Genomic DNA, 25967 nt, shown 5'->3' on the forward strand with positions numbered 1-25967 from the left:
CCTTGCCCGGGGTTTCGTCAGCGCCGTTGTTCGTGTCGGGGACACGGTGCGCCGTTCCGCGTCCGCGCGGACGCGGTTCCGGGTCCCCGATCACCGGGACGCCCTGGAGCACGCGTTGCGCTGCGCGCGCGTTGCGCTGAATGCGCGGTGTCACCCACGACCAGGCCCTGCGGCCATGCGCTCGAGTCCGACATGGCTCATCGCCTGAGAAGGAGGGCGTATTGGGCGTTCTATGGTTGTTTGATGCTGCTTGTTCCCAGATGGGCCTTGTTCTCGTCGGGGTGCGCCCCCGTCTCGCTGATCGGAGGCTGGACGATCGCGGCGTCGCTGGAGGGGCCCGCGTATGACCCCGTGACTCAGACGATCAGCGTGCTGGCCGCGTACGGGGCTTCGGGATCCTGGGTGATGACCGGAGCGTTTCTCGCTCTGGGCGCCTGTCATCTGCTCACCGCCTGGGGGTTGCGGGCGGCGGCAACGGCCGGCCGCGTGGCGCTGGCCGGGGGCGGCGTGTCGGCCCTGGTGGTGGCGCTGCTCCCGGCGCCGAGTAGCGGAGGGTCCCTGCGTCACGGTTCGGTGGCCTTGGTCGGGTTCGTGCTCCTGGCCGTGTGGCCGCTCCTGGCCGCCGACGGAAGGGGGGCCGCTCCCTGGGCTCTCCGGCCCGCCTCCTCGATTCTCGTGACCGTCTTGATGGGGGCCGGCGCGGTGTGGTTCCTCATCGAGCTGCACCGTGATGGTGTCGCTGGTGTGGCGGAACGCGTGGTGACGGCCCTTCAGTCCCTCTGGCCCTTCGTGGTCGTCGCCTCCTGCTTTCTTGACGGGCACCGCGACGGGGAGCGCAACGGACCCCCGGCATGACTCCGTCCTGCCGGAGGACGGTTCCGCACGCCATGCCAACAAGGACTGCGCTGGACGCCGCTGGCCGAGGCGCTGCCCGCGGTGGACCTGAACCTCACCGCGGACCGCCTCGCCGAGATCCGGCAGGCGGTGCCGGCGGGCTCCGCGCGCGGCGACCGCTCCCCGTCCGCGTTCATGGCCGACCTCGGTGTGGGGAACTGGCCCCGGCCCCACGACCACGACCGCGTGCGCGGCCACCCCGCCTGGAGTGTCCGCGCACGCGCAGTCGTGACCGGTACTTCCCGGTCGCCTTCGAAGGAGTGGCTCGTCACGCCGTTCGGCAGCCATCCGCAGACGTGTCCGGGAGTGGTGCCTGCGAGGGCCGTCGACCCGCCTGCACTTCGGGGTGGTCCGGCTGTCCGCCGCCCGAACCGTCGGGATTCTGTGCGCAGCCCGCGCGGGGGCGGCTGCCGACCGAAACGGTTCCGGAAAGGCGAATCCGCCGCAGGCGGACGCGTGCGTTGATGTTTTCCATGCTTCCCTTCTCCGCCGTCCTCACGGGGGGACGCCTGAGGGAGTCCCATCATGTGGAGGCTTTCCTCCACTTTACTGGAGGTGGGCCTCCGGTGCAACGGAAGAGTGGTCCGTAGGCCCGAACACCGTGCGGGACGCCGACGTCGGCTCTGCGCAGTTGCAGACGCAACATGCTTCACGTCAATTTCACTTTTTCATGGGCCGGCCCTTATACACACGGTAGTAGGTTGCATACGTATGAGTACCGCCTCGCCTGACAGCCGCCGCGTCACCGCCTTCGCCGAATGGATCGATCAGAACCCGGACGACGTCGCGGACAAGGTGTTCCGAGCCTGCGTCACGGCCGTTCCTTCCTTCGTGACGAACGGCCGTGAGATCGAGAGTGCGTTCCGTGCGACGTGCTCCTCGTTCCTGCCGGCCGTCAGCAAGGCGGTCGCCACAGGCGAGTTCAGTCACGGAGCTCCGCTCCCCCCAGCGGCGGAGCACTTGACACGTCGGCTCCCCGCGGCGGGGATCAAGCTCGTCGATCTCGTACTCACCTACGACGTCGCGGGTAACGAGCTGCTCGACGCCTTCGGCAAGGAACTGCGCGACGGCTCCTGCTGGTCGGGGGGCGGTGACCGTGCCGACACGCTGTCGGTGGTGATGGGCCGGCTGTTCCGGTTCCGCCAGGCCGCACTGTCCCAGGCGATGGCGGTCTACCGCCAGGAACAGAAACAACTGCAGCGCCGCGAGATCCCCGACATGCGGGAAGCCGTCCGGCAGGCACTGACGGGCGAGTTGGGCGATGCCGAGGCGGAACGGCGACTGGGCTACCGGATGAACACACGGCACGTGGGTTTCGTGGTGTGGGGCGCCGGAGCCACCGAAGCCACGTTGAGGGGGGTCGCGGCGCGGTTGTGCTCCGAACTGCGAGCCCGGCAGGACCTGATGGTGCTGCCGCACGGGCACGCTCTGCACGGGTGGCTCAGCGTCCCGGAGAGCGCTCCCGGTGTGGACGTACTGCGTGCGCGGCTGTCGGTGCCGGACGGCATCCGCATCAGTCTGGGGATGCCCCACTACGGCAGCAACGGCTTCCGGATCACCCATCGTGAGGCGCTGGAGACCCACTCACTGACCGATCGGTCCATGCCGCAGTCCGCACGTTCCGATGCACCGGCCGACGCCAGCAGAATCGTTTCCTTCCGTGACGTCGCCGCGCTGGTTTTCGCCAGCCGCGACGTGGAACTCGCTCGGCACTTCGTCCGGAGCCAGCTCGCAGGCCTCGTCGAACCGCGCCACTCGGTCCTGCGCGAGACCCTGCGTGTCTGGTTCGAAGAACTCGGCAGTCCCACCCGGGCCGCCCGGCGCCTCAACGTCCACGTCAACACCCTCGTCAAGCGCCTCAACCGGGCTTCGGACATCGTGGCCCGGCCCTTGCACGCCGGTGATTTCGCCTTTCGTTACGCCTTCGAGTTGTCCAGGATCCACCACATGAACGGTGTGAGTGAGCCTTGCGAAACGTTGACGGCCCAGCGCACAGCAGGAGAGGACGAGCCCCGCACAGGCCCCGGCCGGTGACGCGGAACTCCTGCTGGGAGACCGCATCACCGGCCGGGGCGCCGGCCCCGCCGGGCCGGCCCGTGTCAGCCGTTCGCGCCGCTCACCTGCCCGATCGCCGGGTCCTCAGCAGGGAGGCGAGGTCGTCCTCCACGGTGAGGTAGCGGCCGGACAGCGGATCGGCTTCACCCGCGGCCAGGCGGACGAGCATCTTCGCCGAGCGACGGGGGTCGACGAGCCGCTGGCTCTCGCGCTGGGCCAGCAGCCATGCCCTGACCTCGTCGCTCCACCGCTCCCCGGTCACGCCGCCCTCGATCTGCCGCTGGGTGATGCCGAGGTCGACCAGGCCGGGGTGGTAACTGAACACCGTCACTCCCGTCCCCTCCAGTTCGGGCGCCAGGTTCTCACCCAGCTTGATCAACGCGGCCTTCGACACGGAGTATCCGGAGACAAGAGGCCACCGGTGCTTCCCCGCCGAGCTGACGATGTTGATGACGCGGCCACCGTGCCGCTCGATCATGCCCGGCAGGACGGCACGGCAAGCGCGGGTGCTGCCGCGGAGGTTGACCTCCATGGCGTGCCACCACGCGTCGTCGTCCGTCTCCCACAGCGGGCCGGCCGGCCCGGTCACGCCCGCGTTGTTCACCAGGACGTCGACCGCGTCGAACCGCTCGCCGACCGCCGCCAGCAGCCGCGGCATCGACTCGCGATCACCCAGGTCCGTCGGCAGCGCGAGGACTTCGGCCCGCCGCTCCCGCAGCTCGCGCGCGAGACGGTCGAGCGTGTCCACGTCGCGCCCGGTGACCACGAGGTTCGCCCCGGCTTCCGCCATCGCCGTCGCGAACAGCTGCCCCAGCGCTCCGGTGGCCCCCGTCAGCAGGACGGTCCGTCCCTTCAGGGGGAGCACCGGCTCGGGCACCACCGGGGCCTCGTGCCCGCGCTCGACGACGCTCACCGAAGGCCTCGGCCCTTCGGCCGGGACGGTGATCTGCGTGTGCAGGTACCGTGCCAGGGCGTCCGGAGTGGGGTGGTCGAAGACCACGGTGGCCGCGAGGGGCTGTCCCATCAGCTTCTCGATGCGGTTCCTGAGTTCGAGAGCGGTCAGCGAGTCGAATCCGATCTCGAAGAAGTTGCGGTCCGCCTCGACATCCTCCGTGGTGGTGAACCCGAGGACCGCCGCGACTTCCTCCGCCACCACCGACTTCAGCAGCTTCGCCCGCCCGTCCTCGTCCAGGGGGGCCAGCAGCTCCCCGAGCTGCCTCACGGCTTCCGCGTGGCCCGACGCCTTCGCCGCGTTCGACGACGGACGCAGGTGGTCGCGCAGCAGCGGCGTGAGGGGCGACGCCTCGGTGTCGGACAGGTCCCGGGTGTCCAGCCGCAGCGGCAGCAGAACCGGATTGTCCGCTCCCAGCGCCGTGTCGAAGGCCGTCAGCGCGTCGGCGGTGGCGAGCGGGGCGATACCGAGACGGGCCAGCCGGCGCAGGTCGCCAGCGTCGAGATGCCCGCTCAGCTCGCTGCGCTCCGCCCACAGCCCCCAGGCCAGGGACAGTCCCGCGTGTCCCGCCGCACGGCGTCGCTGCACGATGGCGTCGACGCATGCGTTGCTCGCCGCGTAGTTCGCCTGTCCGGCGCTGCCCCACCAGCCCGCGGCCGACGAGCACACGACGAACCAGTCCAGCGGGAGATGCCGGGTGAGCTCGTCGAGGTGGTGCACGGCGTCCACCTTCGACGGCAGCAGTTGCTCCACCCTCTCCCACACCAACCCGCGGAAGGTGCCGTCCTGGGTCGTGCCGGCCGCATGGACGACACCGCGCAGCGGACGGTCCGCCGGTATGCGTGACAGGACGTTCGCGAGCCGGCCGCGATCACTGACGTCACATGCCTCGACCGAGACCGTGGCGCCCAGCGCGCGCAGCTCGTCCGCCAGCTCCACCATGCCGGGGGCCCGCTCGCCGCGTCGGCTGAGCAATGCCACGTGGCCCACGCCGTGCGACCGGACCGCATGCCGCGCGAGCGCCGAGCCCACCACGCCGCCCGCTCCCGTCACCAGCAGGGAGGCAGTCGCCCAGTCGGTGCCGGAGCTCGCCGCAAGGGCGCCGTCCGTCGCCTGTCCGGGAGCGCCCGCCGCTGCCGTGACCAGCCGGGGAGCGTGCGCCGTGCCGGCCCGGACGGCGATCTGCGGCTCGCCGTCCGCCGGCAGTGCCGCAAGCCCGTCGAACGACGCGGGGTCCGCGTCGACGTCGACCAGCAGCAGGCGCCCGGGGTGCTCGGTCTGTGCCGTGCGCAGCATGCCCCAGACAGCTGCCTGCGCGGGGTCACCACCCCCTGACTGCCCGTCCGGCATGGCCGCGTACTGCGTGACGACGACCAGACGCTCCTGCGGATCCCGCTCCTCGGCCAGCCACGCCTGCACCTCCGTCAGGACGCCGGAGAGCGCGGCCCGCACCCGCGCGGGGACCGGGGCGTCACCGTCGAGGCACCTCAGTCGGCGCACGTCGCCGCCACCGCGCGCCACACGGTCGGCCACCGTGTCCGCCTCGGCGTCCCCGGTCAGCACGAGGTACCGGTGTGCCGGGGCGTCGGCCGTCGGCGAGGCCGCCGGTACCGGCGGCCACCGCACCTCGTAGAGGCTCTGCTGCGGTGTGCTCCGCAGAGCCCCGAGTTCGTCCGGTCCCATCACCCGCAGGGTCAGGCCGTCGGCCGTCATCACCGGATCGCCGTCCGGGTCCCATGCGGTGAACGCCACGGTGGTGTCACCAGTCCGTGCGAGCCGGACGCGCAGGCGCGTGGCGCCGTGCTTGTGGATCTCCGCACCCGTCCAGGAGAAGGGCAGCCGCAGTCCTGCGGCGTCCGGCAGCACTCCGGGCGCCGTCAGCGGATGGAGTGCCGCGTCGAGCAGGGCCGGATGCAGCAGATACGTCCCGGCTTCCTGCGCCACGTGCTCCGGCAGTTCGACCTCGGCGAAGACCTCCCCCTCCCGGCCCCAGACGGCGCCGGCGCCCCGGAAAGCGGGTCCGTAGCGAAGGCCCTGCCATTCGAGGTCGGCGAACGCCCCCTCCAGGTCGAGGCTCTCCGTTCCGCCGGGCGGCCAGGCCGGCATCGGCTCGACCTCCGGACTCGCCCCGTTGCCCTGCTCCGTGAGCCGGGCCGTCGCGTTGTCGGTCCACGGCGCGTCGTCCCCGGCCGCGGCGGGCCTGGAGTGCACGCTCACGTCGCGCAGCCCCTGACCGTCGGACGGCGACACGAACAGCTGGACGTCCAGGTCGCCCTCCGGGGGAATCACCATCGGTGCGCGCAGCACGAGTTCGGCGACTCGCGGAGCACCGGCCTGCTGGCCGGCCGAGGCCAGCATCTCCAGGATCGCGGTGCTCGGCGCGACGACGGCACCGCCCACCTGGTGGTCCGGCAGCCACTTCGCGTCCGCGGAGGACAGCCGGCCGGTCAGGGCCACCGCGCCGCCCGCGAGGTGGATCGCCGCGCCCAGTATCGGATGTCCCAGCTCACCGGGCAGGTCCGTGGCGCGGCGGGCGGCGGGGGTAGGAGAGGGGTCGAGCCAGTACCGCTCACGCTGGAAGGCGTACGTGGGCAGTTGCAGGGGCGGCTGCGGCTTCCCCGCCTCACCGAGTACCGCACCCCACTGCACGGGGGTGCCCTGCACGAACAGACGGGCCACCGCCTCGAGCAGCGCCCTGTCCTCCGGCCGGTCCTTGCGCAGCAGGGGGACCAGCGTGGCACCGGACGGGTCCTGCAGGCACCCCGCGGCCAGGGCGGACAGCGTTCCGTCCGGTCCCAGCTCCACGAGAGTCCGCACTCCCTGTGCTTCCAGCGCGCGTACGCCGTCGTGGAACCTGACGGGTTCGCGCACGTGCGTCACCCAGTACTCGACTGAGGTGAAATCGCCGGTTCCGGCCTGTGTGCCGGTGAGTGTGGAGACCAGCGGGATCTGCGGCACGCCGAACTCGATCCGGGACACGACGGCGCGGAAGCCGTCGAGCACGGGCTCCATGAGCGGCGAGTGGAACGCGTGGCTCACACGCAGCGCACGGGTCCTGCGTCCGCGCCGCTCCAGTTGTCCGACGATGTCCGCGACCTGCTCGCTGTCGCCCGACACGACCGTGGCGGCGGGCCCGTTGACAGCCGCGACACCGACGGCGTCATGACCCGCCAGCAGGGCCCTGACCTCGTCCTCCGGAGCCTGGACGGTGACCATGGCGCCGCCCTCGGGCAGTTCCTGCATCAGACGGCCACGCGCCGTAACCAGTGCGGCGGCGTCCGGCAGCGACAGGACGCCGGCCACGTGCGCCGCCGCGATCTCGCCGACGGAGTGGCCGGCCAGGTACGCCGGACGCACCCCCCAGGAGGTGACCAGCCGGAAGAGGGCGACCTGCAGGGCGAACAGACACGGCTGCGCGTACTCGGTGCGGTTCAGCACCGCGGCCGCCTCGGGGTCGTCGGCGTCGGCGAAGACGACGTCCGTCAGCCGGCGGTCCAGATGGACCTCCAGGGCCGCGCTCACCGCGTCGAACGCCTCGGCATACGCGGGGAACGCCCGGTACAGCTCGCGGCCCATCGCCGGCCGCTGACTTCCCTGCCCGGAGAACAGGAACGCGGTCTTCCCCGCCTCGCGGGTGTCGTCGGCGAGAACGGCGTGAGGATGCGGTTCCATCCGCGCTGCGGCGGACAGTCCGCTGACGAGCTCCTCGTGATCGGTGCCGAGCATGACGGCGCGGTGCCTGAAGGTCGCGCGCCCCGAGGCCAGTGTCGCGGCGACCGCGTGGTCGTCCGCTTCGGGCCGGCCCTCGACGAAATCGAGCAGACGGGTCGCCTGGGCCACGAGGGCATTGCGCGTCGTGCCGCTGAGCACCCAGGGAAGCACGTTCGTCGCGGGCCGCTCCGGGGCGGGGTCCGCCGGGGCGGGGTCCGCCGGGTGTTCCAGGATCACGTGTGCGTTGGTGCCACTGATGCCGAAGGAGGAGACGGCCGCTCGCCGCGGGCCGTGCTCCGCCGGCCACGTCCGCTCCTCGGTCAGCAGCCGGATCGCCCCGGAGCTCCAGTCGACGTGCGGTGTGGGCTCACTCACGTGCAGCGTCTGCGGCATGACACCGTGCTGCATCGCCATGACGGTCTTGATGACGCCGCCCACCCCGGCGGCCGCCTGGCTGTGCCCGATGTTGGACTTCAGCGTACCCAGCCACAGGGGTCGTTCACGGTCGTGTCCATACGCCGACAGGAGTGCTTGGGCCTCGATCGGGTCACCCAGGACGGTGCCCGTGCCATGCGCCTCGACCACGTCGATGTCCTCGGGGGACAGTGCCGCGTTGGCGAGGGCCTGCCGGATGACGCGCTGCTGGGCGAGACCGCTCGGGGCGGTCAGACCGTTGGAGGAACCATCCTGGTTCACTGCGGAACCACGCACGACGGCCATGATCCGGTGGCCGTTGCGCCGGGCTTCCGACAGCTTCTCGACGACGAGCACACCCACGCCCTCGGCCCATCCGGTGCCGTTCGCGTCGGCCGAGAAGGACTTGCAGCGTCCGTCCGGGGCGAGCCCCCGCTGCCGGCTGAAGTCGATGAACGTGCTGGGGATGGACATCACGGTCACCCCGCCCACGAGAGCCAGCGAGCACTCCTCCTGCTGCAGTGCCTGACTCGCCAGGTGCAACGCGACCAGGGAGGACGAGCACGCGGTGTCCACCGTCATCGCCGGACCCTCCAGCCCCATGACGTACGAGACTCTGCCCGACGCCACGCTGCCCAGGCTGCCGTTGATCAGGTAGCCCTCCATGCCGTCCGGGGTCTCGTGGAGGCGGGAGCCGTAGTCGTGGTACATGATGCCGGCGAACACGCCGGTCGGTGAGCCCTTGAGCGTCTGCGGGTTGATGCCCGCGTGCTCCAGCGCCTCCCAGGACGTCTCCAGCAGAAGTCGCTGCTGCGGGTCGGTGGCGAGCGCCTCACGCGGGGAGATACCGAAGAACTTGGCGTCGAACATCGCGGCGTCGTGCAGGAATCCACCGGACCGTGTGTGGCTGGTGCCCGGCAGGTCCGGATCGTCGGCGAACAGTGTCTCGAAGTCCCAGCCGCGGTCCGTGGGGAACGGCGTCACGCCGTCGGAACCGCTCGCCACCAGGTTCCAGAGGTCGTCGGGGGAATCGACGCCTCCGGGGTAGTGGCACGCCATGCCCACGATGACGATCGGGTCGTCCTCCACGGCCGCGGTGGCCCCGGTCTGCGGCACCTGGGCCGCCGCAGGCTCCTCGCCTGCGTCGAGGGCCTGCACGAGGTGATCAGCCAGCGACGAGAGGGTGGGCCGGTCGAACAGCAAGGTGGGCGGCAGCCGGAGCCCCGTGGCGTCGTTCAGGATCCTGCGCAGCTCGAGGGACATCAGCGAGTCCACACCCAGCTCCGAGAACGACGCTTCCCACTGGTCCTCACGAAGGTCCTGCCGTCCGAGGACCGCGGCGGTGCTCGTGCGGACGAGGTCCGTCAGCGTTTGGCGCCGCTGCTCCCCCATGGGCGGCAGTGCCATGGGGGAGGGGCAGACCGGGACGGGGGCCGGACTCGTCGGCTGCGGCTGTGCCGCGTGCACACGGGCCGGGACGCGCGCACCGGAGGCGTGCGCCGCGAGGAAGGGCGGAAGGGATTCCGTGGCGGCACCCGGCAGGCCGACCGCGCCCAGCCGGACCGGTGCGAGGACCGGTTCCCGCCGCGTCAGCGCACTGTCGAACGCCCGCAGCGCGTCCGCCGTGGACAGCGGCTCGATCCCCACACGTGCCATCCTGCGGATGTCCACGTCGCTCAGGTGCCCGGAGAGTTCGCTCTTCTCCTCCCACAACCCCCAGGCGAGCGACAGCGCGCGGTGACCCGCACGGTGCCGGTCCTCGATCAGCGCGTCCACACACGCGTTCGCCGCCGCGTAGTTCGCCTGTCCGGCGGTCCCCCACCAGCCGGCGACGGACGAGCACGCCACGAACCAGTCCAGCTCCAGTTCCCGGGTGGCCGCGTCGAGCACGTCCACCGCGTCCACCTTGGCGCCGAGCACGGCGTTCAACCGGTCGGGAGTCAGAGTGTCGACGAGGTTGTCCGCCAGCGTCCCCGCGGCGTGGATGACGCCCCGCAGCGGGTGCGTGGCGGGGATGTCCGTCAGGACCGCGGAGACCTGCCCGCGGTCGGCCGCGTCACAGGCGGCGACGGTGACCGTGGCCCCCAGCTCCCGGAGCTCGTCGGCGAGTTCGGTCACGCCCGGTCCCGCCGCGCCACGCCGGCTCATGAGGACGACATGCCCGACCCCTTGAGTGGCTACGACATGACGGGTGAGCGCCGAACCCACCACGCCTCCCGCCCCGGTCACCAGCACCGAGGAGTTCGCCCACCCTGATCCGGCGTCACCGCCCGGGTCGGCCGCCGGCGACGGTGCGCCGGCCGATGCCCCGACGTGCTCCAGTCGCGGGACGAGGAGCTCACCGCCCCGCACCGCGAGCTGCGGTGCCGCGGCGGCCACGGCCGAGGAGAGCCCATCGGGCACCTCCAGCGTCCCGTCCGTGTCGATGAGCCGCACCAGCCCGGCGTGCTCGGTCTGCACCGTCCGGACCAGTCCCCAGACGGCCGCGTGCATCGGGTCGACCGTCGCGTCGGAACCGGTCGAACACGCCTGCCGGGTGATCACCACCAGGCACTCGCCCTCATGCCGTGGCCCGGCGAGCCACGCCTGGATCCGCTCCAGCACCGCGGCCAGCCCGGCGCGCACCCGCTCGGGTGTCGTCCCCGCGAAACCGCTGACGCGGTCGACCGCCGCGGCGGCACCGGCCAGGTGGTCGTGGGCCGCCTCGACGCCAGGACCGTCGCCGACCACCACGCATCGCTGCGCCGCCGGAGCCTGCCCACTGCTCGCGGTCGCAGCCCCGAGCGGTTCCCACACCATCCGGTACAGCGGCTCCTCGCGGCCGGCGGACAGCGCCAGCCGAAGTTTCTCCACCGACACCGGCCGCAGCACCACACCGGCCTCGAGGACGGGGCCGCCCTGCGTGTCCCAGGCCGTCAGGCGGACCGTGTCGGGCCCTTCCCTCCGCATCCGCACCCGCAGAGCCGAGGCTCCGCGGGCATGGTGGCGTACGGCGGACCAGGAGAACGGCAGCCGCGCGCCCTGCGCGTCGGGCAACAGCTCACCCGCGGCGAGCGGGTGCAGCACCGCGTCCAGCAACGCGGGGTGCAGCAGGTACGCGCCGGACTGCGCCGCGTCGGCGTCCGGCAGCCGCACCTCGGCGAACAGCTCGTCGTCGTCGCGCCAGACCGCCCGCACGCCGCGGAAGGCCGGACCGTACGTGAGGCCGCGTGCCGCCAGTTCGTCGTAGTGGTGCCCGACGTCCAGTGCCACGGCGCCCGCCGGAGGCCACGCGGTCAAGGACTCCGCGCCCTCAGGTGCGGCTGCCGGTTCCCCGCCCAGCGTCCCCGTGGCGTGCGAGGTCCACTCGTCGGCACCGGCACACCGGGCGAGCAGGTGGAGCGCGGAGACACCGGGGGTGCCCGTCGCCTCGATCCTCACCTGCACGTCGGTCGCCTCACCGTCGGCGATGACCAGCGGAGCGTGCAGCAGCAGTTCCGTGACCTCGCCGTGGCCAGTCTGCTCGGCGGCCCGCGCCGCCGTCTCCAGCAGCGCCGTACCCGGCACCACGAGGGCACCGCCCACCCGGTGGTCGACGAGCCAGGGGAGGCGCCGGGTGCTGAGCCGACCGGTGAGCACCGCTCCGTCGTCCAGCTGCACGGCCGCCGCCAGCAGCGGGTGCCCCATCGGGATCAGGCCGGCGGACGCGAGGTCCGTCTCCCCGGCGAGCGGTGCCAGCCAGTAACGCTCGTGCTGGAACGCGTACGTCGGCAGTTCCACCACGCGGGCGTCCGTGCCCGAGAAGCAGGCCGTCCGGTCGATCTCCGTGCCCGACGCGTGCAACTGGCCGACGGCAAGGGGCAGTGCTGTCCGCTCGGGCCTGTCCCCCCGGAGCACCGGCAGGATCAGCTGGTCGGTGTCGTCCAGGCAGCCTTGTGCCATCGCGCTCAGCACGTCGTCCGGGCCGAGTTCGAGGAAGCGGGTGACGCCCTGTTCCCTGAGGTGGCGGACGCCGTCGGCGAAGCGCACCGTGTCCCGTGCGTGCGTGACCCAGTGCTCGGCGTCACCGAGTCCCTGTGCGGTCGCGCCGCGCCCGGTGAGGTTCGACACGAGAGGGATGTCCGGGGTGCCGTATGTGAGACCTTCCGCAACGCTGCGGAAACGTTCCAGCATGGGCTCCGTCAAGGGCGAGTGGAAGGCGTGGCTGACCGCCAGCCTGCGCGTCCTGCGGCCACGTCGCGCCCACCCGTCGGCGAGCGCCAGTACGGCTTCCTCGTCACCGGACAGGACGACCGACTCAGGGCCGTTGACGGCCGCGATGCCCACCCGGTCGGTGAGGTGCGGCAGTACCTCGTCCTCGCGAGCCTGAACGGCGACCATGGCACCGTCCGCGGGCAGTTGCTGCATCAGACGGCCGTGCTCCGCGACCAGCAGCGCCGCGTCCGGCAGGGACAGCACGCCGGACACATGCGCGGCCGTCAGTTCTCCGATCGAGTGGCCGGTGACGTAGTCCGGCCGGATCCCCCAGTCCTCCAACAGCCGGTACAGCGCCACCTCGACGGCGAACAACGCTGCCTGGGTGTAGACCGTGCGGTCCAGCAGTTTCCTGTCCGTACCCCAGACGACTTCGCGCAGCGAACGGTCCAGATGCCGGTCCAGCTCGTCCACCACGGTGTTGAACGCGGCGGCGAACACCGGGTGTTCAGCGTGCAGTTCCCGGCCCATACCCAGGCGCTGGGCGCCCTGACCGGTGAACATGAAGGCAAGCTTGCCCTCCGGCACGACGTGTCCCTTGCCCACTCCCGGAGCGCTGTGGCCGCCCGCCAGGGCCCCCAGCCCCGACAGCAGCTCCTCGTGGTCGCGGCCGACCACGACGGCGCGGTGCGAGAAGGCGGTACGCGTCGTGGCCAGTGAGTACGCGATGTCCGACGGCCGCAGTTCGGGCCGCGCCTCGACGAAGGAGCGCAACCGCTCCGCCTGGGCCGCCACGGCGGCCGGGGACTTCCCACTGATCACCCACGGAAGGGCCGTCCGCTCCGTCGTGGGGGGCTGCCCCGGCCGGTCGCCGGCCGGCTCGTCCGAGGGAGCCTGCTCGATGATGACGTGGGCGTTCGTTCCGCTGATGCCGAAGGAGGAGACAGCCGCACGCCGGGCCCGCTCACCCTCGGGCCAGGGCTGTGCCTGGGTGAGCAGCGCGACGGAACCGGCGGACCAGTCGACCTTCCGTGAGGGCTCCTGCACGTGCAGCGTCCGGGGCAGTACGCCGTGTCGCAGGGCCATGACCATCTTGATCACGCCGGCGACACCTGCCGCGGCCTGGGTGTGCCCGATGTTCGACTTCAGGGAGCCGAGCCACAAGGGATGCTCGACGTCGCGTTCCTGTCCATAGGTCGTCAGGAGTGCCTGCGCCTCGATCGGGTCGCCGAGCGTGGTACCGGTGCCGTGTGCCTCCACCGCGTCGACCCCGGCCGCCGACAGGCCGGCGCTGGCCAGCGCCTGCCGGATCACCCGCTGCTGCGAGGGCCCGTTCGGCGCGGCCAGGCCGTTGGACGCGCCGTCCTGGTTGACCGCGGACCCTCGCAGCACCGCAAGGACGCGGTGACCGTTGCGCCGGGCGTCGGACAGCCTCTCCACCACCAGGACACCGACGCCCTCCGCCCATCCGGTGCCGTCCGCCGCCTCCGAGAACGCCTTGCAGCGGCCGTCCGCGGCAAGTGCACGCTGACGTCCGAACTCGGTGAACATCCCGGGCGTGCTCATCACCGTGACGCCTGCGGCCAACGCGAGGGAGCACTCGCCCTGACGCAGCGAGTGAGCGGCGAGGTGGAGCGCCACGAGGGACGACGAGCACGCCGTGTCCACCGTGAGGGCGGGCCCCTCGAGCCCGAGGCTGTACGCCACCCGGCCCGACACCACGCTGCTCGCCAGGCCGGTCAGGAGATGCCCGGCAACATGGTCCGGGCTTTCGTGCAGACGTGTCCCGTAGTCCCCGGCCATGGCCCCGGCGAAGACTCCCGTCCGGCTGCCCCGAAGGGTGTCCGGCACGATGCCGGCCGCCTCCAGCGCCTCCCACGACGTCTCCAGCAGCAGTCGCTGCTGGGGGTCCATCGCGAGTGCCTCGCGCGGTGCGATGCCGAAGAACTCGGCGTCGAACCCGGCGGCGTCGTACAGGAAACCGCCCTTGCGGGGACGTCCCTCACCGGCCGCACCCTCGACGAGGGGATCCAGCACGTCCCAGTGGCGGTCGGTGGGATAGTCGCCCAGGGCCTCCTCCGCGTCACACACCAGTCGCCACAGATCCTGCGGGGACCGGACGCCCCCGGGGAACCGGCAGCTCATGCCGACGATGGCGATGGGATCGTCCTCGACCGGTATCGTCGAGGCCCGCACGGCCTCGGCCACCGCCACGGAAGTACCACCCGCACCGCGATGGCGGGCCTCCATCTCTCCGGCCAGGCGCTCAGGGGTGGGGTGGTCGAAGACGACGCCGGACGGCAGCGCGAGTTCGGTGGCGGCATTGAGCCGGTTGCGCAGCTCCACGGCCATGACCGAGTCGAAACCCTGGTCCTTGAACGACCGGTTGACCTGGATGTCCGCCGGATCGGTGCGCAGGACCAGGGCGGTCTGCGCACGGACGAGGTCGAGCGCGGGGACCAGCGCGGCGGTCTCCTGTCGCTTCGGCTCGGCGTCTGCCTGCCACAGCGCGGTGACGGCCGGCGCGGGGCCGTTCGGGCGTGAGGGCCCGGCGTCTATCCAGTGCCGCCGCCGCTGGAACGCGTACGTCGGAAGCTCGTGCGCCGGCAACGGCTCGATGCCGTCGGGAAGGAACTCGGTCCAGCGGACGCGAGCGCCTCGCACGTACATTTCCGCGAGGCAGGTGAGGAACCGCTCCAGTCCCCCTTCGTTGCGCCGCAGCGAACCGGTCGTGAAGACGCCCGCCACGGCTGCTTCGTCGGCGATGTCGGCGACGGCCGCTGTCAGGACGGGGTGCGGACTGCACTCCATGAAATGCGTGTGACCCGCGGCCAGCAGCTCCTGGACCGCCGTGCTGAAGCGCACCGGCTCGCGCAGATTGCGCGCCCAGTACTCGGCGTCCAGGGTGTCACCGTCCACCCAGGCACACTCCACCGTCGACATCAGGGGCACCTGCCCGGCGACCGGTGTGATGTCGGCCAGGTCGTCGAGGAGTTCATCCCGCAGGGAGTCCACCTGCGGGCTGTGTGAGGCGTAGTCCACGGCGATGCGCCAGACCTTGACGCCGGTCCGGTCCCATTCGGCCTCCAGGCCTTCGAGAACCTCCGGATCGCCGGAGAGCACGGTCGACCTGGGGCCGTTGACCACGGCCACCGAGACGCCAGGGTGGGACTGGATCCGCGCACGTACCTCGTCGGCCGGCAGGCCGACCGAGGTCATGGCTCCCTTCCCGGCCAGCCGGTCGGCGATCAGCCTGCTGCGCAGTACCACGACCTTCGCGGCGTCCTCCATGGACAGCGCGCCGGCGACGACGGCGGCCGCGATCTCCCCCTGGGAGTGACCGACCACGGCGTCGGGCGACACGCCTGCCGCCTCCCACATGGCCGCCAGGGACACCATGACGGCCCACGAGACGGGCTGGACGATGTCGACCCGCTCCAGTCCTTCACCGTTGGCCAGCACTTCGGTCAACGACCAGTCCACGTGGGCGCCGAGTGCCCGGTCGCAGCGTGCTATGGAGTCGGCGAACACGGGGGAGGAGGCGAGGAGTTCCCTGCCCATGCCCACCCACTGGGCGCCCTGGCCGGGGAAGACGAAGACATTGCGGGTGTCACGCGAGGAGTCCGCGTGTCCCACGACGGCACCCTCACCGGGGACACCGTGCGCGATCCGGTCGAGACTCGCCCGCAGCGCGTCCCGGTCCGGAGCCAGGACGACGGCCCGGTGGTCGAAGAGCGTACGGGACGAGAGCAACGGGGAAGCGGCGCCGACGGGGTCGACGCCGGGCCGTCGCGCCAGGAACTCGTGCAGCCGCGCGGCCTGGCCGCGCACGGCTGCCGCACTCCTGGCGCTGAGCACATAGGGCACCGGCGTTTCACCGGCGACCGCCGGAGCGGCAGGCGCCTCGACCGGGGCGGGGGGCGTCGTCCGAGGCGCGCCGGCCAGGACGACATGGCAGTTGGCCCCGCCCATGCCGAAGGAGCTCACGCCGGCCAGCCGCTCGTGGGCCGGGTGGCCCCAGTCGGAGAGTTCCGTCTGGACGCGCAGTCCGAGTTCCGCGAAGGGTATGCGGGGATTCGGCTGCTCGAAGTTCAGGCTCGGCGGAAGCTGGCCGTACCGGATCGCCAGTACTGCCTTGAGCAACCCGGTGATACCCGCGGCGCCCTCCAAGTGGCCGACGTTCGTCTTGGCCGACCCCACGGCGAGCGGTGCGTCGTCCGCCCGCCCGGGGGCGGTCACCGCGCCCAGCGCGGCGGCCTCGATCGGGTCGCCGACCTTGGTGCCGGTGCCGTGCAACTCGACGTACTGCACCCTGCTCGGCTCGACGCCCGCCCGCTCGTACGCCATCCGCAGGACGGACTCCTGCGCCGACACGTCGGGGGTGGTGAGACCGTCGCTCGCCCCGTCGTTGTTCACCGCGCTGCCGCGGATCACGCAGTACACCGTGTCGCCGTCGGCCAGTGCCTTCTGCAAGGGCTTCAGGACGACGAGGCCACCGCCCTCGCCCCTGACGTAACCATTGGCCCGCTCGTCGAAGGTGTGACAGCGCCCGTCGGGCGACAGTCCGCCGAACTTCGAGGCGGCGATCGCGCTGTCGGGTGCGACGTTCAGGTGCACCCCACCGGCCAGCGCCAGTTCGGATTCACCCGATCGCAGGCTCTCGCAGGCCAGGTGCACGGCGACGAGCGAGGAGGACTGGGCGGAGTCCACGACGAAGCTGGGACCCCGCAGCCCCAACGCGTACGACACGCGGTTCGCGATGAGGCCACGGCTCAGGCCGACCACGGTGTGGTGGTCGATGCCCTTCAGACCCTGCTGCTGGCTGAGCGTCGCGTAGTCGGTGCCGATCGCGCCGGCGAAGACGCCGACGTGTGCTTCGCGCAACGCGTCGGGCACCACACCGGCGTTCTCCAGAGCTTCCCAGCCGAGTTCGAGCATGAGCCGCTGCTGCGGGTCCATGGCCGCGGCCTCGCGGGGGGAGATGCCGAAGAATTCCGCGTCGAAGTGGCCGACGTCCTCCAGGAAGCCGCCCCAGCGTGAATCGGTCCTACCCGGCAGGGTGGAGTCGGAAGCGCAGAGCGATGAGGTGTCCCACCGCTCGTCGGGGGTCTCGGTGACAGCGGTCTCACCGGCGCTGAGCAGGCGCCAGAAAGCATGGGGATCCGTTGCACCGGGCAGGCGGCACGACAGTCCGATGACCGCGATGTCATCGCGACGGCTGAGGGGTTCCGGAGACACGCTCATTACGCAGTTCCCATCTTGCGGCAGTGACGAACTTCTGCTGAGGCGCATTCGTCACACACGGTGTGAGGGCAGCGCGAAGGAAGGCATGAAAGTAGGTGCGGGGTTTTATCGTCGGGATTGAGGCGGCGGGACGAAGGGCCAGGGCCGCGTGTCGCTTCCGTGCGCTTGCGGCAACGTCATCCAGGACAGAAACGGATCCATACGTACACGCACACAGCCTCATTGCCGTGCCGTGAGGAGAACTTCGGTTCCGAGCGATCAATGCGTCACATCGAGGCATCACCTAAAAGGCGAGCTTCCCCTTTCAGGCGTATGCCGACAGCGTGCGTGATCACGTTAGGCACGCCGTCGGTCCGTGATCAAGGGGCTCTCCCTACACTGCTGGGTGGTGTCACCCACCCCCCGAAACCGGTGTGGTGCGGGTTGTGTGAAGGCGGGACCCGCAGCGCCACTGTCGCGCCGAGCCCGCTAAGCGGGTCGAGGGCGGACAATCGTCCGGCGTCTCAAGACAGCGGGTACCGGCCCGCCCACGCCCTCTCATCGCGCACTTCTCATCATCCGCGGGGTAACGGCCCGGCCTCCCTGGGCAACTGGACAGATCGGCGGAGACGAGTGAACAATGACGCAGTCCTTGCGTCACCGGACGCCGTCGGCCAGGCGATGGGCACCGGCCATTCGGGCCGGACAGTGCTATCCGGCCGGGTCGACGCCCAATAACCTGTCTGCACAGTCACATTCGTCGAAGAGCGAGCGTTTTTCGTCGCAGACCCACCGTCGGCATGGCCTCGTCCGTCGTATACACGTGCGGAGGAGGAAAGGACGCAGCACGTCCCGACGATCCTCCCGCCGGAGATCACCTCGGCTGGGTGTTCTGCCGCTACGGACCCACCGTCGAGGAGTAACCATGGTGAGCCACGCCGACCCCGTCATGAGCAAGGGGATACAGCGGTTCTCTTCGTCCCCTGGCGCGGAAGCAGCCTTGGTGTGCTTTCCGCACGCCGGTGGCGCCGCGAGCTACTACCGGCCGTTCGCCGCCGCGCTGAGTCCTGGCATCGACGTGTCGGCGGTCCAGTACCCCGGGCGCCAGAACCGCAGGACCGAGCCCCTCGCCCGCACCATCGATCAGCTGGTCGACGACAGCGTGGAGGCACTGGGGCCGTGGGCTCACCGAGCGCTGTCCCTGTTCGGGCACAGCATGGGAGCGGTGGTCGCCTACGAGGTGGCCAGACGACTGACCGCGGCCGGCAGTCCGCCCGTCACTCTCGTCGTCTCCGGCCGTCGCGCACCCGGTGACGAGCAACGGTGTGAGGTGCACCTGCGGGACGACGACGGTCTCCTGGCCGAGATCAGGAGGTTGGGTGGCACGGACATGCGCCTGTTCGAGAGCCCGGACATGCGTGCCCTGTTCCTGCCGGTCCTTCGTGCCGACTACCAAGCCGTGGAGACCTACCGGCACACCGACGGGCCGCAGCTCTCCTGTCCCGTGCTCGCCCTGGCCGGCGACAGCGATCCGGTGGCGTCCCCGGCCGAGATGCGTCACTGGGCTGCCCGGACATCGGCGCGGTTCGACGTGCTCAACTTCAGCGGCGGTCACTTCTACCTGGCGGACCACTCCGCGGCCGTGGCGTCCGTCGTACGCGACCATGTCATCGCGCTGACCCGCTGATCCCGTCGGCGAGCCGTCGGCAGAGCCGGCCACCCCAAGAAGGCGAGGTGATCCGGAAGAAGCACCCTGCGAGTCCTGCCTTACCCGATGGCTCGAGCCAGACGCGGTCGTACGCCGCCCCTCGGGACTCTCGGCCGGCCCGCCTCCCGACTGGGACGACCTGGAACGCGCTGAGCATCGCGTCCCACCGCACGTCGCCGGGCTCCGAAGTGCTGCGGCGGCCCCGCCCAGGTGCCGTCCGCGTCCCGGCGGGCGAAACGCTCACCCCGCGCGCCGCAAGCCGGCCCGTGGGCGGGAAGGTCTAGCCGTTCTCGCGGTCCAGGACGCGGCGAGCCGCCTCGGCCTCCGCCGCCGACGGGGACAGCTCGTCGAGGGAGTCCAGTTCGGTGTCGGCCTCCAGCTCCCGCTCCCAGGCCGCCGCGAGCCGCTCCTGTTCCTCGCGCGGTGTGCCGCTGACGGCCTCCCGGTGGTGCGGGTCCAAAGCCGCCAGGAATCGTCCGACCGGGTCCATGGGCATGTCGTGCTCCTTGTCGCTCGGAAGGTGGCCACTCTTGACCCAGGATGGCCAGCCGGGCCCGGGACGAGCATCCGACACGGCCTGTGACCACCCTGATGGCCGCCCAGGACACGCCGGCGGACCCCAGGAGTCATGACAATGCCGGGACACGGCAGCGCCAGTAGCGGCGTCGTGCCCGTCCGGCCGACCCCGATCCCAGTCGGCGCCCACCGGCCCGTCCCCCCTCGGCGAACCCGCTCTGACAGCGCACCCCCCTGTTCACGAAGGGCCGAGTTGCGTCCGCCCCCGTACTCCCGCCCGCCCGGCACCGCCCGAACCGGCGTTGTCACTGGCCTCCTCTACAGTTCCGGTCACTTGATCATTGTGGATGCGGGAGGCACACATGGGGTGGGTGTCGGCAGGCGGCTACGAAGTCGCCCTCGACGGCGGCAAGGTGGTGTGCCGCAACGCGGCCGGGCGGCGGCTGAAGTCCGTACCGCCCAAGATCGCCGACGATCCCGCGGTGGTGGGGCTGCGTCAGCTCGTCGAGTGGCTGGAGCGGCACGAACGGCAGTGCCTGACCGACGTCGAGCGGTGGATGGTGCGCTCGCTGCCGGTGCCGTTCGAGGTGCTGGCGCGGGTGTGGCCGGACCCGGCCTGGCAGGCCGCCCTGCGCGACCTGGTGGTCACCGGCGCGGACGGCGCGGTGGCCGGATTCCTGCGGGATGCCGACCCTGAGCGCGGCCTCGGCCTGGTCGACCTCGACGGCGACACCGTCCGGCTCACCCCCGACCTGGTCCGCCTGCCGCACCCGGTGCTGCTCGACGAACTCGAGGAACTGCGGGAGTTCGCCGTCGAGATAGGCATCGAGCAGCGCGCCCAGCAACTGTTCCGCGAGGTGTGGCACCGGCCCGCGGCGTTCGACGCCGAGGCCACCTCCGTCGAGGACTACGCGGGCGGTGCCTTCAAGCAACTGCGATTCCTGCACGGCCGCGCGACGCAACTGGGGTACCGCGTACGCGGCGGCCACGCCGTGTGCTCCGTGTTGGAGGACGGCCGCGCGGTCGAGGCCCGGGTGTGGGTCGGCGACTACGACGGCTACGACGAGGCGGAGACCGGCCCCCTGCTCTTCACCGATCCGGCGGGCCGGGTCCTGAAGCTCGGTCAGGTCGGGCCGGTGGCCTGGTCGGAGGGCATGCGCATGGCAGCCGCACTGTACGCCGGACGCGACATCGAGGACGAGGAGCGTGCGGCATGACGACGTACGACGGCATCACCTACGACGAGACCACCTGCGCCGCGCTGCTCGACGCCGGAGCCGTACTGCCCTCGGGCACCACGGACCGGGAGGACGCCGACGTCCTCACCGTCCGCACGTACACGCACACCGCGCTGGACGAGCGCACGATCGTACGGCTCGTACCGGGCATGCTCGGCGAGGCGGAGGACCTCGCCCTGGACTTCCTCGGACTGGTCAGGGAGCCGGAGACCCGCGAGGTCGGGCAGGTGCGCCGGGAAACCCTCGGCTTCCCCGCCTGGGCGCTGGTCAACGACCCGGCGAACGGACACCACGCGCTGGCGCTCGTCAGGGACGTCGAGCGTCTCGCCCGGCAGGCCAAGTCCCGCCCCGGCAACGCCAAGGAGGGCTTCGAGGCGCTCGGGGAGCGGCTCGGCCGGGCCGTGCCGCACTTCCTGCCCACCTTCTACGAGCAGGCCGCCCGCGTCTTCCTCCAGCACGAGAACACCACCTACGCGTCGGCCTTCTTCGGCAAGGCCCGCGAGGCGGAGCGGGTGCACGCGCTGACGGTGGACGAGGAGCGGCAGCGGGCCGTGTTCCTGGAGTTCGCCTTCGCCGGGGCGCTGACGGTCAAGGCGCTCAAGGAGCATGTGAAGGACCTCGCGGCGAGGCTCAGCCCGGCCGAGGCCTGGGCGCAGTTCCGGCAGCTGACCGTGGAGCGCTGCGCGGCCGGCATGCCGCCGTACGCGTCGCTGCCCCAGGACGCGCGCGCCCTGATCAAGGCGGCGGGGCTGGACCGGGTCACCGAGGAGTGCGACCTCGTCGCCGACCTGCTCGCGTCGCCCGCCGCGGTGCGGGCCCCCGCGTCGTTCTGGAACACCTACCGGACGACGCTCGTGGCCCTGGCCGAGCAACAGCCCGCCGTACGCCGCCGGCTGCTGGAGATCATGCCGGCCGGGCTCGGCCGCTCCACCGAGGACGACGAGTTCTGGCTGGCGCTGCTGGCCGAAGCCGGCGCCGACCGGCTGCTGACGGGCGAGGCCGAGGCGGACGGGATCGAGGCGGCGGACTGGCTCAGCCGTTGGGCACTGCACCGCAAGCACGGCTCCTCGGTCAGCGGCCGATCACCGGCCACCCTCGCCCTCGTGGAGCGCATGGCCCCGCGCCTGCGCGCCCAGGGCCGCCCCGTGGACCTCTTCACGGGCCGCTGGCACGCCGCCGCCGACCTCGACCTGCTGGACCTGTGCGCGGCGCAGGGCGTACCACTGACCCTGCCCGGCGCCGACGAGGACGTCTTCCTCCCCGTCAGCCAATGGCTGAACGAGACCAGGCCCGGACGGCGCGATCTGACGGCCGTCGCGGCGGACCCACGCTGCCGGCGCCTGCTGTACAGGTCCGTCGGCAATCTGAGCGGCCACCGCGTCGGCACCGGGCTGCTGGACGAAGTGGCCGGGCACCCCGTGCTCGCCGACGTACTGCGCGAGTGGCTGGACGACGCAGCAGGCGAGCTGGACGCCGCGGCCGGTCTGCCCGACGCGCGCGCGGCGCTGGAACGGCTGCGTCCGTTCCGTGCGGTCGCCACCCGGATCAGCGAGCAGGCCGTCGCCCGGGTCGCCGCACTCGACGTCGCGCCGCTGCTGGGCCGCACCCTGCGCGCCGGCATCCCGGACGAACTCGGCTGGCCCGCCCTCGACGAGGCGCTGCGGCGCCTCGACGCGGAGACCCGGCGCGACCGCGACGACACCCTCTGCGTCCACGAGGCCTGGCCGGCCCTGATCCTCTCCCGCGGGCACAAGGCGATCGTCGTGGGACCGCAGGACATCCTGCTGGAGCACGACCTGCGGCTGCCCGTGGAGCTGGACCGCAGGCAGCGTCCGTCGTTCCGTTACACGGACGGCGAACTGCTGGTGATGTGGCGGCAGGACAGCAAGCAGTACGGCTACTGGTCCGCCCGCCCGACCGAGGTGTTCCCGCTCGGCGGCGAGAGGCTCCCGCACTGGTACGGCAGCGGCGACGCGGGCGAGACCTCGATCCCGCTGCCGGGCGGCGGCCGCGCCACCGGTGGGCGCACCCTGCACGCCGGCGACACGGTCCTGCCGCCCGCCCGCCCAGTCCTCGGGGACGGCACCACGTACTGGCGCCAGGGCCGGCAGGGACGGCAGCAGGTGTGGCTCGAGTACGACCCGGCCACCGGCACCCACGGGCGCGCCTCGCTGCCCGCGTTCCTGCGATCCGGCATCCGCGAAGGCGCACGCCTGCTCCAGCAGCACTGCACGGTGCTGCCGCTCCTGCCCGGCCTCGAACACAGCCCGTTCGGCACGGACGGCACCGTCCTCGGCCGCTGGGTGCGCACCGAGAACGACGGCGACGAGCCCCGCACCACCGTCGGCACACCGGACGGCCGGACCGTCACCCTGCCCACGGCACCCGGCCGGAGGCCGGGCGTACCGCTCGGCGCGCTGCGACTGCCCGGCGGCGCCGAGCCCGTCGCCGTCGCCGGGCACCGGCAGATCGCCCTCTACACCGGCGACGACGGCACCGGGGTGCGGGAACTGGGCCGGGTCACCGTGCTGGAGCGCGGCGGCGAGTTCGCCGCCGGCACCCGACTCGTGCCGCCGGCCGACTTCTGGCACGCGCTGCGGCCGCGCGACGAGGACGCGTCGGCGCTGCTGCGGGCCCTCAGCGACGAGCAGGCCGGCGAACTGCTCCGCGCCGGCGCGCAGGCACTGGCGGAACGGCAGGCGAAGGTCGCGGCGGCGGCCGCACAGGAGAAGGCGGCCGGTGATCCGGACGCCGGGCGGCGGAACACCGCCGCGGCCACCACCCCGAAGCCCGCCGTGCCGACCGCCGACGAGGTCCTGCGGGACGTCGTTTCCCGCTCCCTGCCCGCCCTCACCGAACCCCACCTGATCACCGGCGTCGCCGCCCTCGTGCGCGCGGTGCTGCGCCTGGCGGAGTCCGTCACCACGTTCGTGACGCCTCCGGTGGAGCGGCCCAGGACCGAGCGGCGGCACGTCGAGGGCATGTTCGCCGACTACAGCCCCGAGGACGGTGACGACCAGACGCTGCGTGAGGCGACCGACGGTCTCGCCGTGCAGCAGGGCTGGTGGGGCGGCGGGCGGCGCTGGAGCGTGCTGCGTCAGATCCGCGCCGTCAACCACGTCCTGTCCGGGAAGCCCGCCGACGGCACACCCCTGCCCGACGCCTCACGGCTCGCCGGGACCGCCGACGGGTGGCGCAGCGACGAATTCACCGTTCCGGGCATCGGCGCGGTGTGGCCGTCCGTGCTGGACGTACTGCGCCCGCTCGCCTACCGCGCCGCCTCACCGGCCCTCACACAGGCGCACCGGCAGGCGCTGCTGCTGCTGTTCGAGGCCATCACGGACGGCCCGTTGGCCGCGCCGGGCGGCGCGCTGCGCGAGATCGTGCTGGGCGAACCGCACGGCAAGCAGGAGCGCGCCGGTCAGGTGCTGCGCCGGGACGGCCGCACCGTCGTCGTCCTCGGCTGCCAGAACGCCGACCGCCGCAACGGGCGCGTCACCTGGCTGGCCCTGGACCACGACCCGGCCGGCGCGTTCGGCGCGGTCGCACACTTCACGCTGGAGCGGGAGACCGCACACCCGCCGGTGTTCCCGGCCGACGCGCTGGCCGCGGTGACCGGGCTGATCCGGGACAAGGGCGCCGCGCCCTGGCAGCCGGAGGCGCCCGCCGCCCTGGCCGCCGCGACGCGCGACGGGGTGGGGCCGGTGCAGGCGGCGCTGCTGCTCGCCGGGAAGCCCTCGCAGCTCACCGACGAGGTCATCGCCGCCACCGGGCTGAAGCCGCGTCAGAAGCAGCTCGGGGACGCGCTGCTGTCCTCGCTGGAGTTCGGTGACCGGGCGGCGCTCGTCGGCGCACTGCTGCCGGAGAACCCCGGTGACCTGTGGACGGCCGGACCGGACACGGACACGGCGGGCCGGGTGTGGGCCGAGCGCCTCGACGGGTTCGTCCGCCTGCCCGAGGACCTCGCCGGGGAGCTCTCCCTGACGGGTCTGCCCACCGGCTCCGTCGAGCAGGTGCTCAACCCGCGCCGCACCCCCTGGATGAGCCGCACCACCGTGCTGCGGCCCGACAAGGACGGCAGACTCGTACCTCAGGACCCGCGCGCGCTGCCCGGGCGGTACGACCTGATCCGAGCCGTGGCCGCCCTCGGCGGGCTCGCCTACTCCCTGCCGTACGGACATCCGTTGCGCGCCGTCCTTCCGGAGGGACTGGCCGCGCTGCGCCGCCGCGTCGCGGATCCGCAGCTGCTGCTCGACCTCGACCTGGCATGGACGGAGAAGGGCTCGCCGACCGCCGTCGAGCTGCGCAAGGCGTACGGACTGCCCGCCACCGGCGGCGGCGACCCGCACGGCCTGACACCCGTCGGTGAGGCACTGGTACTGCGCCCCTGGTACGGCGACCAGGAGGCCGTCCTGGTGCGCGCAGGTGCCCTGACCAGCGCGGACGACCCCGTGTTCGGGCTGGTCGAGGGACTCGTCGGGCCCGGAGGGGGTCAGGGCATGCAGGCGCTGCGGACGATCCTGGACGACGAACTCGCCCGCGCCCTCGCGGCCGGGACCGATCCCGAAGGACCCACGGGCCACGCCCAGGATCCGGCCGGCAGCGTGCCCGACCTGGTGACCGAGGTCGCCGAAACCCACGGCCTGGGCGAGGATGCGGCGGTGCTCTACCTGCAACTGCTCGCCCTGCCCGACCCGACGGACCGCAACTGCGCCCGATGGACGGGCTGGAAACCCGCCCGCATGAAGAAGGCCCGCGCCGAACTGGCGGCCACCGGCCTGGTCGTCGAGGCGAAGCGGGCGCGTGCCGGGCGCACCCTCTTCCTGCCGTGCGGCTGGCTCGACCTGAAGTCCCCCGCGCTGCCGGTGGAGATCTGGAAGCAGGGCCTCTACCCGATCCGCGACCACTCCCGCGCGCTGCCGCTGATGCCGGTTCCCGAGCTGTTCACCCGCGCGTGGGACCGCGTCCGCGCCGGTGACGCCCCGGCCTACGAGGAACTCACCACCCGCGCCACCCGCAAGGGCCGCCGCCGATGACCACCGTCACCCGCAAGGGCCGCCGCCGATGACCACCGTCCACCCGC

At 72.2% G+C, this 25967-nt stretch carries 7 protein-coding genes; 5 read left to right on the forward strand and 2 right to left on the reverse strand.

Annotated elements, in window-relative coordinates:
- Nucleotides 1-243: 243 nt before the first annotated feature.
- Together IE178_RS28625 and IE178_RS28630 are read left to right on the forward strand one after the other, a co-directional pair.
- The gene (locus IE178_RS28625) at nucleotides 244-855 is read left to right on the forward strand and encodes a DUF998 domain-containing protein (protein WP_193514310.1); all 612 of its coding nucleotides are present in this window, start codon (nucleotides 244-246) and stop codon (nucleotides 853-855) included.
- Nucleotides 856-1605: 750 nt separating this feature from the next.
- A complete protein-coding gene (locus IE178_RS28630; RefSeq protein ID WP_498370647.1) occupies nucleotides 1606-2928 on the forward strand; it encodes a PucR family transcriptional regulator in 1323 nt (440 codons plus the stop codon).
- 82 nt (nucleotides 2929-3010) lie between these two features.
- Here the strand turns inward: IE178_RS28630 and IE178_RS28635 are convergent, their stop codons facing one another.
- Nucleotides 3011-17443, reverse strand: a complete 14433-nt coding sequence (locus tag IE178_RS28635) for a type I polyketide synthase (protein WP_193514312.1) — start codon at nucleotides 17441-17443, stop codon at nucleotides 3011-3013.
- Between the two features lie 904 nt (nucleotides 17444-18347).
- On the opposite strand from IE178_RS28635, the gene IE178_RS28640 reads away from it, so the two are divergent.
- The gene (locus tag IE178_RS28640) at nucleotides 18348-19109 is read left to right on the forward strand and encodes a thioesterase II family protein (RefSeq protein ID WP_318280293.1); all 762 of its coding nucleotides are present in this window, start codon (nucleotides 18348-18350) and stop codon (nucleotides 19107-19109) included.
- A 301-nt stretch (nucleotides 19110-19410) separates the two neighbouring features.
- On the opposite strand, the gene IE178_RS28645 is transcribed toward IE178_RS28640, so the two are convergent.
- The gene (locus IE178_RS28645) at nucleotides 19411-19626 is read right to left on the reverse strand and encodes a hypothetical protein (protein WP_184764830.1); all 216 of its coding nucleotides are present in this window, start codon (nucleotides 19624-19626) and stop codon (nucleotides 19411-19413) included.
- A gap of 382 nt (nucleotides 19627-20008) precedes the next feature.
- Here IE178_RS28645 and IE178_RS28650 point away from each other — a divergent pair, with 382 nt between their 5' ends.
- Nucleotides 20009-20863: a DUF4132 domain-containing protein gene (locus IE178_RS28650; RefSeq protein WP_193514313.1), complete on the forward strand. Its 855-nt coding sequence runs from the start codon at nucleotides 20009-20011 to the stop codon at nucleotides 20861-20863.
- Nucleotides 20860-25920 (forward strand): hypothetical protein, encoded by a 5061-nt coding sequence (locus tag IE178_RS28655; RefSeq protein WP_193514314.1) that lies wholly within the window; start codon nucleotides 20860-20862, stop codon nucleotides 25918-25920. Before IE178_RS28650 ends, IE178_RS28655 begins: the two co-directional genes overlap by 4 nt.
- Nucleotides 25921-25967: the final 47 nt, after the last annotated feature.

This window comes from Streptomyces griseoloalbus (genome assembly GCA_014650015.1).
GTDB lineage: Bacteria > Actinomycetota > Actinomycetes > Streptomycetales > Streptomycetaceae > Streptomyces > Streptomyces griseoloalbus.

Excerpts from the sequence above, each read along its gene's own strand:
- IE178_RS28640 (WP_318280293.1), top strand. The coding sequence starts at position 18,348 with ATGGTGAGCCACGCCGACCCCGTCATGAGCAAGGGGATACAGCGGTTC.
- IE178_RS28635 (WP_193514312.1), bottom strand. The coding sequence starts at position 17,443 with ATGAGCGTGTCTCCGGAACCCCTCAGCCGTCGCGATGACATCGCGGTC.
- IE178_RS28625 (WP_193514310.1), top strand. The coding sequence starts at position 244 with ATGCTGCTTGTTCCCAGATGGGCCTTGTTCTCGTCGGGGTGCGCCCCC.
- IE178_RS28655 (WP_193514314.1), top strand. The coding sequence starts at position 20,860 with ATGACGACGTACGACGGCATCACCTACGACGAGACCACCTGCGCCGCG.
- IE178_RS28645 (WP_184764830.1), bottom strand. The coding sequence starts at position 19,626 with ATGCCCATGGACCCGGTCGGACGATTCCTGGCGGCTTTGGACCCGCAC.
- IE178_RS28630 (WP_498370647.1), top strand. The coding sequence starts at position 1,606 with ATGAGTACCGCCTCGCCTGACAGCCGCCGCGTCACCGCCTTCGCCGAA.
- IE178_RS28650 (WP_193514313.1), top strand. The coding sequence starts at position 20,009 with ATGGGGTGGGTGTCGGCAGGCGGCTACGAAGTCGCCCTCGACGGCGGC.